Below are 16,635 nucleotides of genomic sequence, written 5' to 3'. Positions count from 1 at the left end.
TAATTCCTCATCGTTAGTTGATATGTCTATGTTAGCTAAGCTGATCTGAGTAGCGAAGTGATAGGAGAGTGATAAAACTGTGATGATGAGTGATATCTTGTGATAGCTTTTTGAGTTAGTTAATATTCATATTGATGCTATAAGTAAGGTAACATAAAAAGAATCACATTAGCCTGCGTCAATACAATGTTGCTCCATAAAAAATATAACAAGTTATTACCGACAGAAACTTATCTTACCGATGAAGTTATTCTCATCAATGCTTGGAAAAAGGCCCATCAATATATTCGAACCACCAGCTGGTATGTGGATTTTTTAGATTTAGATCAATCTGCTATTGAATTGGAAGTGAGAATTGAGCAACTTAGCAATAAATTGCAAGATAAAAGTTTGAGATTATCCTCTCTAACATTGATTCCGGCCCCTAAATCACATCCTTGGTTTTTCGAAAAAGAGGAAGGTTATTTCGATGAACCACCTTCCTTGATATGGAGACCAAAGGATAGTGATGCCGAGTCAGATAAAAGTGACTATCCCATTCAGCCTATGCGCCCCTTGGCTCATATTTCAATAGATGATCAAACCGTTTTTACGGCATTGATGATGCTTCTTGCTGATAAGGTCGAAACAGTACAAGGCGATCCCTCAGTAAAATTCGAAGAAGTGCATGAAAAAGGAGTTATTAATTACGGGAATCGACTTCATTGTAAATATGTTGATTCACAAGCCGAATATTCATGGGGCAATAGCAATACCTACAGTAAATATTTTCAGGATTACCAACAGTTTTTAGCTCGGCCTATCTATTTTGGGCGAGAGGCTAAAAAGGTAAAAACAAACGATGAAGAGATTTATGAGGTCCAATTAGATTTTTCAAAATTTTATGATTTGGTAAATAAAACTAAATTGACCGAAAAAATTAGTGATTTAATTCTACAAATCACTAACGAAGAACCTGATGAGTGTCTTCAAGATATTTTGGAAAAATTTGAACGTTGGAATTGGACTCCCAAGTCTAGAGCACTTTATAAAGATGTTTGTAAAAATGAACATGTTGAGGCGTTGAAACAAAAGAAAGGTATTCCTCAAGGGTTAGTTGCTGGTGGATTTTTTGCGAATATATATTTGCTTGAGTTCGATAAAAAACTATCTAAATTAATCGGAGATGCATTAGATGAAGATGGTAGCGTTGTTTTAATTGATGCTTGCCGTTATGTCGATGATTTAAGGTTGATTGTTAAATCGGGCAAAGGTCCAGATGCCAAAGAAAACATCACTCGGATTGTTCGCTCTATAATTGAAGAATTCATTGATGAGGATAACTTAGGGTTAACCCTTCAAGATAAAAAAACAAAAGTAAAAGTATTTAGCTCAAAAGAAGGAGCCGTGTCTGCAAAACTGGCTGATATTCAAGGTAAGTTGAGTGGACCTATGCCTTTACATGAAATGGATGAACAGCTCGGTCACCTTGAAGGGTTAATCGAACTTGCTGATAATCTGGACATTCGAAGTTTGGATGAATTGGAAAATGAGCAAGGTTTTATTGGTGAACTTGCTTGTATTGATAAAACTTTTAATGATGTGCGGAAAGACACGCTTCTTCGTTTTACTGCGAACAAAATACATTTATTGCTTCGTCGGAAACGTAACATGATTTCGCAAGATGTAAATGATTCAGGTGAGCCGATACCCGGTCCATGGGATTATTTACAAGAGCGAATGGCTAGAAAGCTAATTGCTAATTGGACAAAAGATCCCTCGCTGATTCTTTTACTTAAAAAGGGCTTGGAGTTGTTTCCCCATATAAATCTTTTAAGGCCTGTATTGCAGAGTTTAGAAGGTGTCCGACAACAAGAAAGTAAAGTTTTAAAAGTTTTTGCTGAATATTGTATTAGTGAAATTCTACGGCATTCTGCAACAGTTATTCATACAAAAGATCGGTGGGCTTTTCCAGCTCATTCCGATCCTGATAGCTATTTTGCTTATTTAGAGAATTACGCAAGTGGTGAACTTTCAGAACTTGATAATTTAAGTGAAGCATTGAAAGAGCAAGTCCTGTTCTTTTGTCTTGTTCGTAATGATTCTATTCATAAGGAACCAGTTAATAGAGAGCCGTTTGATTTAATATCTCAGTTATTTAATGGGTTCCGAAAAGTAAATTTAAACATAAAACCGAAAGTTTTTACTACTGCTGTTATTTTGGCTAATCAGTTATCACGCGATAAAGCAAAAGTGAATCTTTCTATTTCTTGCGCATTCGAAGCTATTTATTCTCTTGATGTTCGCCCTGTGAAACCGAGACCTAAAAGTTTGACTCGTCGGACGTTAAGAAAAGTAAGATCGCTCCGGAGGGGAGATCTTAAAGATATATGTAAAGGCATCATGCTTGCCAATCCCGAACTATTTGAAATTTTGTATTTTTCAGCCAAAAAATTGAATATGAAGTGGACGAGCGTAGCTTACGAGTTTGCTGAATATCTTGGCTTGAATGATTATTCAAAGGTTAAGGGGAATTTATCAAACTACGATAACAAAACGATTTCTTTATTGTCAGTCCTTAGAACTGATGATAATCCTTTCAAACATGAAAATGGTATTTTGAAGTTACTGCAGTCAGTTTTTGTAGATCTTGATAAGAACAATTTTATTGCCCCGATTGATATAAAGAACTCTTCTATTAGTTGTTCAAATTGGAATGACTTATTACAACTCAATTCAAATTGTGATTTGTCCATAACCTTAAAATATTTGAAAGAAGATGAGTTACTTCATAATCCGCCAGATTGGCTAACTGATGAACATAAGCCTTTATATTTCATGGGGATGTTTATTCGAAGTTGTCTCTTAGGTTCAGTGGACTGGAGTCGATCAAGGTTTAACCAAAACGATCGTTCTGCGTATTACGGAATAAAATCCAACATGCTTAAAAGACAAGTTGGAATGATGCATTCACCCGAGGCCTTTGGCGATTCTAAAGCCCCAATGAGCGATTGGTTGTCTTCTCTACTGTTTAAACTTCTTCAATGGCCAGGCGTAAAGAGTAATGGTGATTTATATTCCTGGCCAAAGTTATGGGACTTGGATGAGCTGGAAAAATGTATCAACCAACGAACTGAAGTTCAGTCAAATGCATTTTGTGGATTATCAAATATCCCTACATATACAGAAAAAGTTCAGTTAGGCTGGCCCAAAGATAAAAGTCATTTAAATGTTGTAATGGTTCAGACATTGTTACCGCTAGATAATGATTTTGATACTTACGGCTTTGAATTAAACGATCCAAAATATCGAGCGAAACATAGGCGTCATATCGCCTCGGTATCCGAATTAATACTACATAACATCGCAAGTTTAGATAGTGTTAATGTTAAACCAAAGCTTAAAGGTATGGTCGATCTTATTGTATGGCCGGAGTTATCTGTTTCACCAGATGATTTAGATATTCTTGAACGATTATCCGACAAAACGGGCGCTATTATTTTTGCTGGTATTGGCTTCAGCCATATTAAAAATGCTCGAGAATTAAATAATGCGGCGATTTGGATTATTCCTAATAAGAGCTCTTCTGGTCGGCGTTTTATTAAACGTTTACAAGGTAAGCAGAATATGACTGTTGGCGAACTAAGTAAAATTACTCCTTGGAGGCCATATCAGTTAATCGTGGAATTGATCCACCCCGCGTTTGAAAATCAGGAAGGATTTAAATTGACAGGGTCCATCTGTTATGACGCAACGGATATTAAGTTAAGTGCGGATCTGAAGGACAAATCCCATGCCTATATCGTTTCTGCTATGAATAAAGATGTAGGGACATTTGATAGTATGGTTGATGCTTTGTTTTATCATATGTATCAATATGTTGTTCTAGTTAATAGTGGAGAGTATGGCGGCTCTGTGGCTAAAGCCCCTTATAAAGAAAAATTTGATAAGTTAATCACCCATACACATGGTTCACATCAGGTCGCAATTTCTAGCTTTCAAATGAATATGTTTGATTTTAGAGAGTGCGGATTGTCTCTTAGATCTGATAAAAAAGTTAAAACTCCCCCAGCAGGTAACCTTAAATGACGTGTCTAGATACAAGTATCGCTCAGTTTTTTACATTTGAATTTTGGAACTCTCGAGCTGATATCATTATGGCTGTAATTGCTGTTATCGCTTTAGTGTTTACCATTATTCAATTGCTATCAGGTAGAAAAGAATCGCGAAGAGCTACTGCATATGCTGCCTATCAAGAGTACCTAAGATTGTGTTTTGATAATCCGATGTTTGCTTATGGAAACCAAGATGAGATTGTTTTAAATGGTAAAACTGACAAAAAGTACCCTTGGTTTGTGTCCCAAATGCTTTTTGCTTTTGAACAGATATTGGAAACGGATAAATCCGATAATCAATGGAAAATGGCAATTGAAGCTCAATTAAAACAGCATGATTGGTATCTTAAAAAATCGACTTCAGCAAGTCGAGATGAATGGAGTAAGGAACTCTCATCAATTATTCAGAAAGTAATAAAGTAGTATCTTCTGAGGGAAGTTGTAACTAGTCCTACAGTGATTTTCCTCATTGTTTCCATATGGATGCATGAGTAAACTGATATGAAGTGATTAACATATATTGGCTTATGCGCTAACTATTTAAAATGTCTTCCAAACTTACTTTTCAACAAATTCACACAATCTGGAGTAATGCGGTAAAGTATATCCGTGGTGTTTCTGAACTCAATGATATAAAAGAGCAAATTCTTGTTTTAGTATTTATAAAACGGCTATCTGATACATTTGAAGAAGCTCAAGAGAAGATTATTAAATCCTATTTAGATGATGGTTACATCAAAGATGTAGCTGTGACTTTGTCGGAGAACCGTGATGAATTTGATTGGATGTTCTTTATTCCTTCATCTGCGCGGTGGTCTGAACTTGAAAAATTAAACTCTAGTTCTGAAATTGGACATAAAATTAATCGTATTTGTTATGAAATAGAAAGTAATAATCCTGTACTCAAAGGTGTATTAACCTCTGTTGATTTTGTTGCCAAATCAGCGAGAGAAAAAATTTGGCTTGACGTAATTTGTTACTTTTCACAATTCAGTTTTTGTGATGATAACTTTGAAAATTCCGACTTATTCTTTTACGCCTTTGAAAGTTTGTTGCAGTTATTTGCCAACGAAGCAGGTAGAAAAGGAGGGGAGTTTTATACGCCTCAATCAATAGCTAAGCTAATGATTGAATTATTAAGACCAAAAGAAGGGATGCATATTTATGACCCGACGTGTGGTACTGGTGGTTTACTTGTTCGAGCGGTTAATTATCTTCGAGAACAGGGCTCAAAATTTGATAGCTTAACGTTGTTTGGACAAGAGATTAATTTGGATACCTGGACAATCTGTCAGATGAATATGTTTATTCATAAAGTATTTCATAGTGATATAAAATTAGGTGACACGTTAGTAGAACCAAAGCACGTTAACAATAGATGTTTACAGCAATTTGATTGTGTTTTAGCTAACCCTCCTTATTCAATGAGAATGAATGAACAAGAAAGCCTGTATCATGATGAATATAATAGATTTCGATATGGACTACCGCCCAAAAACTACTCTGATTTAGCTTTCCTACAACACATAATCGCTGCTCTTAATACTAATGGAATGGCTGCCGTTATTCTTCCACATGGAGTTTTATTTCGAGGTAATAGCGAAAAAGTAATTAGGGAGGGAATACTGAAAGATGATTTGATTGAAGCCGTAATTGGTTTACCCCCCGGTCTTTTCTACGGGACAAGTATTCCTACCTGTCTGATTATTATTAATAAAAACAAGTCACTTATTCGTCAGCGTAAAGTATTGTTTATAGATGCATCACAAGACTTCTTATCCACGAGTTTGATGAATGTTTTACGGGAGCAAGATATTCAAACTGTTGTTGATGCATATGATAAATTTGAATCGATGGGCACCTTTAGTAAGATTGTTTCGGTCGATGACATTTTATCTAAAGAGGCAAATCTAAATATTTCACTCTATGTAAATAACTCCCCTGTGGTTCAAGAAATAGAAGCTTTACTGAGTCATCATGAAGGCTTTGAGCAAGTTTCTATGAAAAGTAAAAAATTGGTGAAATCGATTGGTGTCGTCAAATCTGATATTGATGATAATGAATTAAATGCTATTTTTCTACGAAGAACTCGCCCAGAATTAGGTTCTATTTTACTCAGTTTAAAAGGTCAAAAAATCCCATCAGTTGGATATGTTAAGATCTTATTTAATAAAGATAAATTATTATCGGAATATGCCAAGTTGTTCTTTGAATCTCAGCTTGGGAGAAAAATGTTGAGCCAAATTCCGACTGGAACAAGTATCCAGACTCTTCAAGCTAAATCAATTCAATCTTTAAGTATCCCGATTCCGACAATCGATGTGCAGCTAGAAGTGATAAAAGTCGCCTTAAAATTAGAAATAGCGAGAGGACAAATTGACCAGTTCTTCAAAAAGCTTACGACTGAGCCAAAAAAATACAAATCTATAGAAGACAGTACTGATGAAATGGTTTATCGACTTTCGGCATTAAGCGATGTTAAGCATCTTGAGCATCTGATTTCTCTTGGTGAAACTAGACAAATGGAATTCAAGCAATCATTTTTCGCTAATGTGGATAAGATTCGTAATGAAAAGGTAAAAGTAGAGAAAGATAGGGATACTCAAGGCGATATAATTAAAGATATTGTCTCTTTCTTAAATACGGCTGGTGGCATATTACTAATTGGTGTGAATGATAAAGGTAAAGTCACAGGTGTCGATATCGAGGCGAAGCGCTTTGGATTCAAGAAAATGGATAACTACTTCCAAGAACTAGGCGCACAATTAGCTTCGCGTGTTAGGGCTGATTATGCGGAGTATTGCCTGTTAACTGAGGTACCGTTTGAAGGTAAAACCATAGTTCGAATTGACTGCCAGCCTTCACCAACACCTGTCTTTCTTGATAACACCAAATTTCACGTTCGAACCGATACATCTTCCCCTGAACTAACTGGCATCGAGATGTTAAGATACATCCAAAATCATTTTAAGGTTGCATTGATTAATGACCCAGAAAATCACACTCCAACAGCTTGAGTCCTTCCTGTGGGAAGCGGCTGATATATTACGTGGCAATATGGATGCCTCAGAATACAAAGACTACATCTTTGGCATGATGTTCCTGAAGCGCTTGTCAGATGCGTTTGAAGAAGCGCAGGAAAGCGTGGTTCAGTACTATCTTGGCAAAGGTAAAACTCAAGAGCAGGCGCAAGCCTTGGCACAGGATGAAGATGAGTACGATAAAACCTTCTATGTGCCGAAAAGTGCGCGTTGGTCTGAGCTGAAAGATTTAAAACACGATATCGGTGCGACACTCAACAAAGCCACGGAAGCGATTGAAGAATACAACTCCAGCTTGGAAGGGGTATTAGTTACCATCGACTTCAATATCAAAAACAAACTATCAGATAAAAAGCTGCGTGATTTGTTGTCGCATTTCAGCAAGTACCGCCTGCGTAATGAAGATTTCGAACGTCCAGACTTGTTAGGTACTGCTTACGAATACCTGATCAAAATGTTTGCTGACAGTGCTGGTAAAAAAGGCGGTGAATTCTATACGCCAAGTGAAGTGGTGCAACTGCTCGTGTCATTGCTTAAACCACAAGCGGGGATGCGTATCTATGACCCGACTTCTGGCTCTGGCGGTATGTTGGTACAAACCCGTAACTACCTAAAAGATCATGGAGAGAACCCAGCAAACTTATCCTTGTTTGGTCAGGAGATGAACCTGAACACCTGGGCTATCTGTAAGATGAACATGTTCCTGCATGGTGTGTTGAGTGCCGATATCCGTAAAGGAGATACCTTACGCGAGCCGAAGCATACTGAAGCTGGCGAGTTGATGACCTTTGACCGCGTAATTGCCAACCCACCATTCTCTCTGAAAAAGTGGGGTAAGGATGAGAGTGATAACGATGGTTATGGACGTTTCCCTTATGGCACACCACCTAAAGATGCGGGTGATTTAGCCTTTGTTCAGCATATGATTGCCAGCACCAATGCCGAAGGTATGGTTGGCGTGGTGATGCCTCACGGTGTGCTATTCCGTGGGTCGAGTGAAAAGGCGATTCGTCAGGGCATTTTAGAAGATGATTTGTTTGAAGCTGTGATTGGTTTGCCATCGGGTTTGTTCTACGGTACGGGTATTCCGGCTTGTTTGCTGATCATCAATAAAAACAAACCGACTGAACGCAAAGGCAAGGTGCTGTTTATCAATGGTGAGCTGGAATTTGAAGAAGGTAAAAACCAGAACAAACTGCGTGATATCGATATCGAAAAAATCGTCACCACCTTTGAAAATTATCAAGATATTAAGCGTTACGCCAAAGTCGTTAAGTTTTCCGAAATCGCAGAAAACGACTACAACCTTAATATTCGCCGTTATGCCGATACTGCGCCACCAGCGGAAATTTTTGATGTCCGTGCTATTTTGCATGGCGGTGTACCAGTACGCGAAGTGGAAGACGAATACATTCAGGAAGAGATTCTGCAAGGCTTTGATGTGTCCACTGTGTTTACCGTGCAAGCAGAAGGCTATTACCAGTTCCGTAAAGAGATTGAAGCAAAAGAACAGATTCGCGCTTTTGCTACTGATGCGACTGCTGCGGTTATTGCTCAATTCGAACGCTGGTGGGATAAATATCAGGTCTCACTGAAAGCGTTGGATGATGAAGTTGCGACTGCTGAAAGTGTAATGCAGGGGTATCTTAAGGAGTTGGGGTATGAATAAACCATATCCTAGTGAGTGGAACTCCTTCTGCTTGAGAGATGTTGTCGAGTCACGGTCAAGCAATGTTGATAAAAAAAGCTATGATGGTGATAAAATAGTACAGTTGTGTAATTACACGGATGTTTATTACAACAATAGAATTACTAGTTCTATTTCTTTCATGATTGCAACTGCCAAAGATAAAGAAATAGAACGATTTTCTTTATGTCTTGATGATGTAATTATTACTAAAGACTCTGAGACTCCTGATGATATTGCAATACCAGCTTATGTGAGTGAAGAACTAGATAATGTAGTGTGTGGTTATCACCTAACTTTATTGAGACCATATAAAAATAAAGCTAGTGGAGAGTATTTAGCTCATTTATTTCGATTACCTATCATTCAACATTATTTTTATATACTAGCGAATGGTATTACTCGTTTTGGATTAACAGCTGATGCCATAGCGAACGCACCTTTGGTACTTCCCCCTCTCCCTGAACAACAAAAAATCGCCAAAATTCTCACCTCTGTCGATGAAGTGATTGAAAAAACACAGGCGCAAACCGATAAGCTCAAAGACCTAAAAACCGGCATGATGCAGGAACTGCTGACTAAAGGTGTCGGTGTGGATGGTAAACCGCATACCGAGTTTAAGGATTCCCCAGTGGGGCGGATACCGAAGGGGTGGGAGGTTAGACAGTTTGGCGAGATTTTTAAAAGCTATAAATATGGTCCTCGATTTAGTGCCAAGGATTATGCTCTTAATGGTAATGTTAAAACTATTCGAGGAACAGATCTCTCTAGTAATGGAGTCATTAAATATACACAAGTTCCCACAGCAAAATTGGATGAAAAGTTAGTTGATCAAAATGCTCTAGAGGATGGCGATCTTGTGATGATTACAACTGCTGACTGTGGTGCTACTGCTGTATTTGAAAAGCAATCTATCCCATACATTGCTAGTGCATATGCTATTAAGTTAACTCCTAAGGCTCAACTCAATTCAAAATATATAAATTATTTTATGCAGACTAGAAGCGCATTAACGCAAGTTGAATCCTTTATAAGGAAGGGGACTGTCGCAAATTTGCCTGGTTCAGATGTAATGTCCATAGTTTTAGCTTTGCCATCACTAAATGAACAAAATAAGATTGTTGATATTCTTGAACAATTAGATAAAGAAATAGCACTTAAGTCGGATTCTTTAGAAAGTAAAAGCAGGTTAAAGAAAGCTCTTATGCAAGATCTTCTGACAGGCAAAGTTCGCGTACAGGTTGATTAACAAGGAAGGAACATGTTACAGGCAATACTCCATGGAAAGGCTGGACGCATTGACACCGATGAAGGCGAATCACAAAGTTGGCGTGAGGTGTTTAAACAGCGAGAAGACTTGATGACCGCTGCGGTGTTTGGGCGCTTTGCCTATTTGTCTGCACCTGTTCAATCTTACTTGATGCAAAGCTGGCTCGGGGTTACTGAGCCAGCGTTTGACGACTTTGAAACCATCGATTTTTGGTCTAACTACGATCTAGAGAACAATCACAATCAAAAACGAGTTGAGCCCGATGTGGTGCTGAGATTTAAAACAGCTAATGTGATTATTGAGGTGAAACCACCAGCTGGTGGGGATCAATATAAAGACCAATGGCAGCGTGAAATTGAGGCGTTTCTTCAATCGGATGAGCAAACTCATTTGCCACTCTATTTTGTTGCGCTGGGTCGAATCCCTAACAAGCAAACGTCAGAACAATGGTTCACTGAACTGCAAGATGAGTTTAAAGAAAAGCTCAGCGGTATCTATGCGTTAGAGTGGCAGCCTGTGGTCAATACGCTACTTGAACTGAAAAAAGGCGAACTGCCTAATGTTCAGGACCGTCGGGTTATCGATGATATTTTACAAGCGGCTCAGCTCTATCATTTAAAAACTAGTGGTTACGGTTGGGATGCATTACTGAATGCATCTTTACCTAAACTCTCTTTAGAACACTTGTTATTTAAGAATCCCATAAAAACTAACTGGGATGAGTTATTGAATTACACCCAACAGTTACCACTTTCACTAAAGGACATTACAGCATGGAAGAAGTAGACGAACTCTTTTGGCAAGTTCGCACAGCTCACCGATTGTTAGTTGCTTATTACCAGCGATTGCACCCTATCATTGATGACTTGGCTACTTTCGCTGATACAGTCTTTGATTTCTGGACTCCTCAATTGTTTGATAAACCAGCTAGAGCAAATCCGTTTACAAAATGGCAGTGGGATTTACTTCCTGCCGCAGTAACTCGCTATGTCTTTAAACAGGTGAAAGAATCATCCAAAGTGACAAAGGGTGATTTTACACTCGAATTTCTTGTGGTTAACGATACTGGTATCGTTAAAGAGAAAGGGAAAGGTGAACTTGATGCTTTAGCGTTGCCACTAAATGTGGAACATGCTGAAAGTATTATTAAAGTTGGTATATATCGGGCTGCTGAAAATAGTGATAAAGACTATTTCTCTCAATGGAATAGTGTAAATTATCCCGATTATCAGGATGATGACTCTTTCAAAAGAGATAAATTATTCTTAACTACAGGATTCGAATTCCCTATTTCTTTACTGTTGACAGAAGACGGCGTTCAGGCCGTTAAAGAAAAAATTGATAAATATCTAAAAATAACTCAGCAAGCGATATCTTCTAGTCAATCATAGGAATGCATATTAATGGCTAATGATGAATTCGACAAAGTAGAACAACCTGCTATTGTCCAGCTCCACCGGCTTGGTTGGACTTATATACCAGGCAAGAACCTATCTCCAGAGCATCCAAACCATGAACGTGATTATTTGAGCGATGTGGTATTGGTTAAGCGTTTAGAAGCTGCCATTACTCGAATTAATCCATGGATCAATGAAGAGAACTTGCGCAAAGTGATGCGAGAGGTTACCTATCCTCACTGTGCTGGCTTAATGGAATATAACCAAGGCTTTTATGACACGATGGTCGGTTATATTTCTGTCGAACAGGATTTGGGGAAAGGTAGAAAAGGTCAAACCGTTAAGCTGATTGACTTTGAAGATCCCAGTAAGAATGATTTTATCTGCACTAACCAATTTAAAGTTGAAGGTCTGAATCAAAAAATCATTCCTGATATTGTCTGCTTTGTGAATGGATTACCACTCGCCGTTATTGAATGTAAGTCCCCTTATATCTCTGATCCTATAGCACATGGTATTGACCAATTAAGACGCTATGCGAATCAACGTATTCCTGAACACTTCGAAGGTGCGGAAAAGCTGTTTTGGTATAACCAACTGATGGTGTCTACCTGCCGAGATAAAGCAAAGGTAGGTACGATTAGCTCACCTGCACAATATTTCGGTGAATGGAAGGACGCTTATCCTTTGACAGATGAGGATATTACTCAGCAACGTTTGAGTAATGTGATTTCGTTGGCTGAACAGATGGATATCGAATTGCCTTCATCCGTTGCGGATGTTGAGCTTGAGTATCAAGAGGTCGCTGAAGATAAGGCAGATTATCAAGTTCTTGAAGTGACAGCACAACAGCGCTTAATTGCTGGTATGTTTAGCCGTGAAAACTTTCTTGATATTGTCCGTAATTTCATTCTCTTTGAACCAGTCGATGGGCGTTTGATTAAAAAGGTGGCTCGATATCAGCAATTCCGAGCTGTGAATAAAGTTATCGAACGTATTAAGCATGGTAAGAATAGAAAAGAAAAATCAGGGGTAGTATGGCATACCCAAGGCAGTGGTAAATCGTTAACTATGGTGATGTTGGCGGTAAAAATGCGCCATGACCCAGAGTTAAAACAGTACAAATTGGTGTTTGTCACCGATAGAACACAGCTTGATGAGCAGCTTTCTACCACTTTTACTGGGGCGCAGGGGGAAACGGTATACAACGCAACCTCGGTTGAATCATTAAAAGCGCTGTTAAAGAAAGACAGTTCAGATCTCGTTACGGCAACGGTCCAGAAGTTTAGAGATGCTGAAAAAGAAGCACTTGAGAAAGGCGATGAGAGCTTTGTTGACCTCAATACATCTGAAAAAATTATTGTCTTAGCCGATGAAGCTCACCGCACTCAATTCGGCGGGTTAGCGCTTACTATTAATAGTGCTTTGCCTAATGCTCCAAAAATCGGGTTTACAGGAACACCTTTGCTGAAGTCTCAGCAGAAAATGAATGATGCGTTTGGTGGCTACATTGATAAATACAAAATCAATGAAGCCATTGATGATGGTGCAACGGTACGGTTACTTTATGAAGGTCGGGAAGTACAAAACCAAGTTGCTGGTGAGTCGCTGGATAAACTGTTTGATGAGTATTTTGGCAGTTATAGCAAAGAAGAACAGGCTGAGATTAAGAAAAAATACGGTGTAGAACGGGCGGTTCGTGAAGCGCCTGCCCGTATTCGTTGGGTGTGTATTGATTTGCTCAAACATTACCGTGAGCATATTCTGCCTGACGGGTTTAAAGCCATGATTGTCGTGGGAAGCCGACACGCTGCCGCGGTTTTTAAAGAAACACTGGACGATCTCGGTGCTCCACAATCTGAGGTAATTATCTCCGGCGATCACAATGATTCACCGGAAATCGCCAAATACACCGATAAAACTCACCAGAAACAGGTGATCGCTAATTTTAAAAAGCCATTTGGTCAGGATGCGCCTGGTACTGATGAGCAAAATAAGAAGTTCGATAACACGGCGTTTCTGATTGTGAAAGACATGCTGTTAACCGGTTTTGATGCCCCGATTGCTCAGGTGATGTATATCGACCGTAAACTGCAGGATCATACTCTCATGCAGGCGATTGCCAGGGTGAACCGGACTTATAAGGGGAAATCTTGCGGTTTTATCGTCGACTATTACGGATTAACTCATTATCTCACTGAAGCATTAGATCTATTCAGTAGCGATGATGTGGAAGGGACCTATCAAAGTCTTAAAGATGAGTTACCAAAGCTGAAAGCGGCTCATACCCGGGTTAAGGCATTTTTCCGTGACGTTTCTGGTACGGATGTGGATGATTATGTTCTTGCGCTGAAAGATGACACAGTTAGGGCTCAGTTTGAAATTGCATATAAACGTTTTGCTAAACAGTTAAATATCATTTTGCCGGATAAATCAGCTATGCCTTATGTGGCTGATATGAAGCTTTGGGGCAAGGTTCATCATGCTGCAAGAAATCGTTATCGTGATGAAGGGATGGATTTAAGTGGTGTTGGCGAGAAAGTTCGCCAATTGGTGGATGACCATATCCTCAGCACGGGTGTTGATCCGAAAATTCCACCTATCGATTTATTGGCAGCCAATTTCAAATCGAATGTGCAGTCTTTGAAGTCCGATGAATCAAAAGCCTCTGAGATTGAGAGTGCGATTAAACATCACATCACCATTAATCTTGATGAAGACCCGGAATACTACCGTTCTCTGAGTCTGCGGTTGCGTGACATTATTGAAAAAAACGCAGGTAATTGGGCCTTACAGTTAGAGCTATTACTGGAAATGACCAGTGATATAAAAACAGGGCATCAGCAAGCAGCACAAGAAGTTGGATTAAGTGAAACAGAGTTTTCGTTCTATAACATTCTGGTGGCAGAAGTGACTAAAGCCAAAGATGGCGATGTGATTGAAGAATCGGTGCATGATGAAATTAAAACCACTACTCAAGCTCTGGTAAAAATACTTGATGAAGCAACCAATATTGTCGATTTCTTTAACAAATCTGATGAAATAAAGCGGATGAAGAAAAAAATCAAACGCTTTGTATTGGAGCAATCATTTGGTGATATAGACCTTATCAATATACTGCAAGATCGTTTTCTGGAGCTGGCAAAAACTAAGTTTGGTAATAAATCGTGATGACTTCAGCTTCTGAAAAAGTAGAAGGGCGTGGCTTTTGTGCCGTTGTAGTACGTACTAGCCGAAAAAAATCCGCGACCATTAAAGTAGAAGAGGGCATTGTTTCTGTTGTGGTACCCAAAACCTTGCCGATGGATAAAATCCACCAGCTGGTGGATTCCAAACACGATTGGATTATTGAAAAGCTTGCTATTTATGCGGAAGCTCAGCCGCCTTCAGAGAAAGAATACGTATCAGGTGAATCATTCCCTTACCTTGGACGTAATTACCGGCTAAAAGTGCTTACGGGCGATTTAGCGCCCACAAAACTCATTAATGGCAGAATTACGGTTACCGTGCCAGATCCTGACGCACAATATCATTACATTCGTCGGGCGCTATTGAATTGGTATAAGCGCAATGCTGAAAAGAAAATCCGCGAAAAAGTCACCCGTTACGCAAAACAGGTTGGTGTTGAAACCGGCGTGGTCCGTATCAAAGAATTCAAAAGCCGCTGGGGGAGTTGCACACCCTATGGTGACCTGGAGTTTAACTGGCTAATTGTCCTTGCACCGAATCGTATCGTTGATTACGTCGTAGTACATGAACTGTGCCACTTGATCCACCATGACCATTCAATCCAGTTCTGGAAAGAAGTGGAGCGTGTGATGCCTGATTACCGGGAGTGTAAGGAATGGCTCAAGGATAATGTGCATAAGTTGGTGGTGTAGTACTTCAGTATGGTTTACTTACCACTAATGACCTCGTTAGCTGGTTTGCAAAAAATATCATGGGGTGTGCATTCTTGGGAACTGAAATGATTCCATACACTGATTACAAGTACTGCGGTGATTGCTAAGAATATTAACCTTTTCATAATAAATCGTTATGCCTCGACAATAGTGCTTTTAAGTTGATACAACCGTAGATTAACTTATTCATTATTAAAAAATTTAAGCCCTTGTTCAAAAATAAGGGCAAGGATAAAAATTATTTAACCTGAGATCTGGTTAAGCCAGAACAATATCACTGCTTTCTAACAGCTCAAGCTCATGAGCTGTTAGATCCAAGCTTGGTTTTGTATCCTTCAGACAATACGCAATAAGTCCCCCAAGAAGGTTCAGAATGAACCCATGTAGGCTACGATGCCTTGAGTGCTCAATGTAAGAGATGTTTTTGAGTTGGTCATTGACTGTTTCGATAATGAAGCGTTTCTTTAGCAAGGCTCTATCCCACAAGGAAATGAATTTCTTTTTCATATTCTTTCGAATGGTTGTGATCAACTCAACGCCTTTGTTCAGCAGCTCTCCGGTCAGCGCTTTGCTGATGTAGCCTTTGTCGCCGTATAGCTTTCCCCAAATAGCATCAGCCATCTCTGGCACTGGCTTTCTATCGTCTTCATTACCCGTGGTCAGTTTAAGAGAGACGATCTCTCCTTGGTGGTTAATAATTAGGTGCAATTTAAACCCAAATGACCATCCCATCGTGCCTTTGCCATGGTTTGCAACGCCTTCAAATACTTTGTTTCTCTTTGCACGCATAATGTGGCAAACCTCAATTTTGGTTGAGTCCACAAATTGAATACCCGTTGGTTTACCAAGCTTAGAGGTCAGATAGCTACACATGGGTACGACTACACTGGCGGTCATCCCCAGAAACCGTGTGTAGCTTAAAAGCTCTGGGAAGTAGTCATTGAGGTAACGGCATACATAAAGCAGATAGTAGCTTTTAAAATCACGATAACTGGATTGATGAAAATGGATGATGATGGTCATTATCTCGGCTGGCGAGAGCTTGCAAGCTCGGCGACGCTTCATTTGACCATTGGCAATTAGCTGCTGTTGCCACTGTCCGATAAACAACTGACAGAAATCATCGACATCACAAAAGGTTTCAATTAACTTATCCATGCTCGTTCCTTGTTTGTTCTGCTCACTCTTGGTCGAATGATCAGGTCGAGGAACGAGCAATTAGTTCCTTTTTTATCCTCAATTTC

10 protein-coding genes are annotated in these 16,635 nt (G+C 39.2%); 9 read left to right on the top strand and 1 reads right to left on the bottom strand.

The features are described from left to right. The first annotated feature begins 186 nt into the window (after positions 1 to 186). From LRQ06_RS03900 to LRQ06_RS03860, 9 genes are all read left to right on the top strand, one after another. Positions 187 to 4,068, top strand: a complete 3,882-nt coding sequence (locus LRQ06_RS03900; protein ID WP_232765125.1) for an RNA-directed DNA polymerase — start codon at positions 187 to 189, stop codon at positions 4,066 to 4,068. After that, on the top strand, positions 4,065 to 4,517 hold the full coding sequence (locus tag LRQ06_RS03895; RefSeq protein ID WP_232765124.1) for a hypothetical protein: 453 nt from the start codon (positions 4,065 to 4,067) through the stop codon (positions 4,515 to 4,517). The genes LRQ06_RS03900 and LRQ06_RS03895 overlap by 4 nt, the downstream gene beginning before the upstream one ends. A gap of 122 nt (positions 4,518 to 4,639) precedes the next feature. Then, positions 4,640 to 7,111 carry an N-6 DNA methylase gene (locus LRQ06_RS03890; protein ID WP_232765123.1) on the top strand — a complete coding sequence of 824 codons (2,472 nt, stop codon included), beginning with the start codon at positions 4,640 to 4,642 and terminating at the stop codon, positions 7,109 to 7,111. Continuing rightward, positions 7,080 to 8,804 carry a type I restriction-modification system subunit M gene (locus LRQ06_RS03885; RefSeq protein ID WP_232765122.1) on the top strand — a complete coding sequence of 575 codons (1,725 nt, stop codon included), beginning with the start codon at positions 7,080 to 7,082 and terminating at the stop codon, positions 8,802 to 8,804. The genes LRQ06_RS03890 and LRQ06_RS03885 overlap by 32 nt, the downstream gene beginning before the upstream one ends. Then, complete coding sequence (locus LRQ06_RS03880; RefSeq protein WP_232765121.1) at positions 8,797 to 10,071, top strand: restriction endonuclease subunit S; 1,275 nt, start codon at positions 8,797 to 8,799, stop codon at positions 10,069 to 10,071. The genes LRQ06_RS03885 and LRQ06_RS03880 overlap by 8 nt, the downstream gene beginning before the upstream one ends. A gap of 12 nt (positions 10,072 to 10,083) precedes the next feature. Next, a complete protein-coding gene (locus tag LRQ06_RS03875; RefSeq protein WP_232765120.1) occupies positions 10,084 to 10,878 on the top strand; it encodes a hypothetical protein in 795 nt (264 codons plus the stop codon). Then, positions 10,866 to 11,483 carry a PM0109 family protein gene (locus LRQ06_RS03870; protein WP_232765119.1) on the top strand — a complete coding sequence of 206 codons (618 nt, stop codon included), beginning with the start codon at positions 10,866 to 10,868 and terminating at the stop codon, positions 11,481 to 11,483. The genes LRQ06_RS03875 and LRQ06_RS03870 overlap by 13 nt, the downstream gene beginning before the upstream one ends. Before the next feature lie 12 nt (positions 11,484 to 11,495). Further along, positions 11,496 to 14,660 (top strand): type I restriction endonuclease subunit R, encoded by a 3,165-nt coding sequence (locus LRQ06_RS03865; RefSeq protein ID WP_232765118.1) that lies wholly within the window; start codon positions 11,496 to 11,498, stop codon positions 14,658 to 14,660. Further along, the gene (locus LRQ06_RS03860) at positions 14,660 to 15,370 is read left to right on the top strand and encodes a M48 family metallopeptidase (RefSeq protein ID WP_232765469.1); all 711 of its coding nucleotides are present in this window, start codon (positions 14,660 to 14,662) and stop codon (positions 15,368 to 15,370) included. Before LRQ06_RS03865 ends, LRQ06_RS03860 begins: the two co-directional genes overlap by 1 nt. A 279-nt stretch (positions 15,371 to 15,649) precedes the next feature. Here the strand turns inward: LRQ06_RS03860 and LRQ06_RS03855 are convergent, their stop codons facing one another. Further along, the gene (locus LRQ06_RS03855; RefSeq protein ID WP_232765117.1) at positions 15,650 to 16,549 is read right to left on the bottom strand and encodes an IS982 family transposase; all 900 of its coding nucleotides are present in this window, start codon (positions 16,547 to 16,549) and stop codon (positions 15,650 to 15,652) included. Positions 16,550 to 16,635: the final 86 nt, after the last annotated feature.

The organism is Vibrio salinus, from assembly GCF_021272385.1.
Taxonomy (GTDB): Bacteria; Pseudomonadota; Gammaproteobacteria; order Enterobacterales; family Vibrionaceae; genus Vibrio; species Vibrio salinus.
This window is presented reverse-complemented; position numbering and strand designations above follow the sequence as displayed.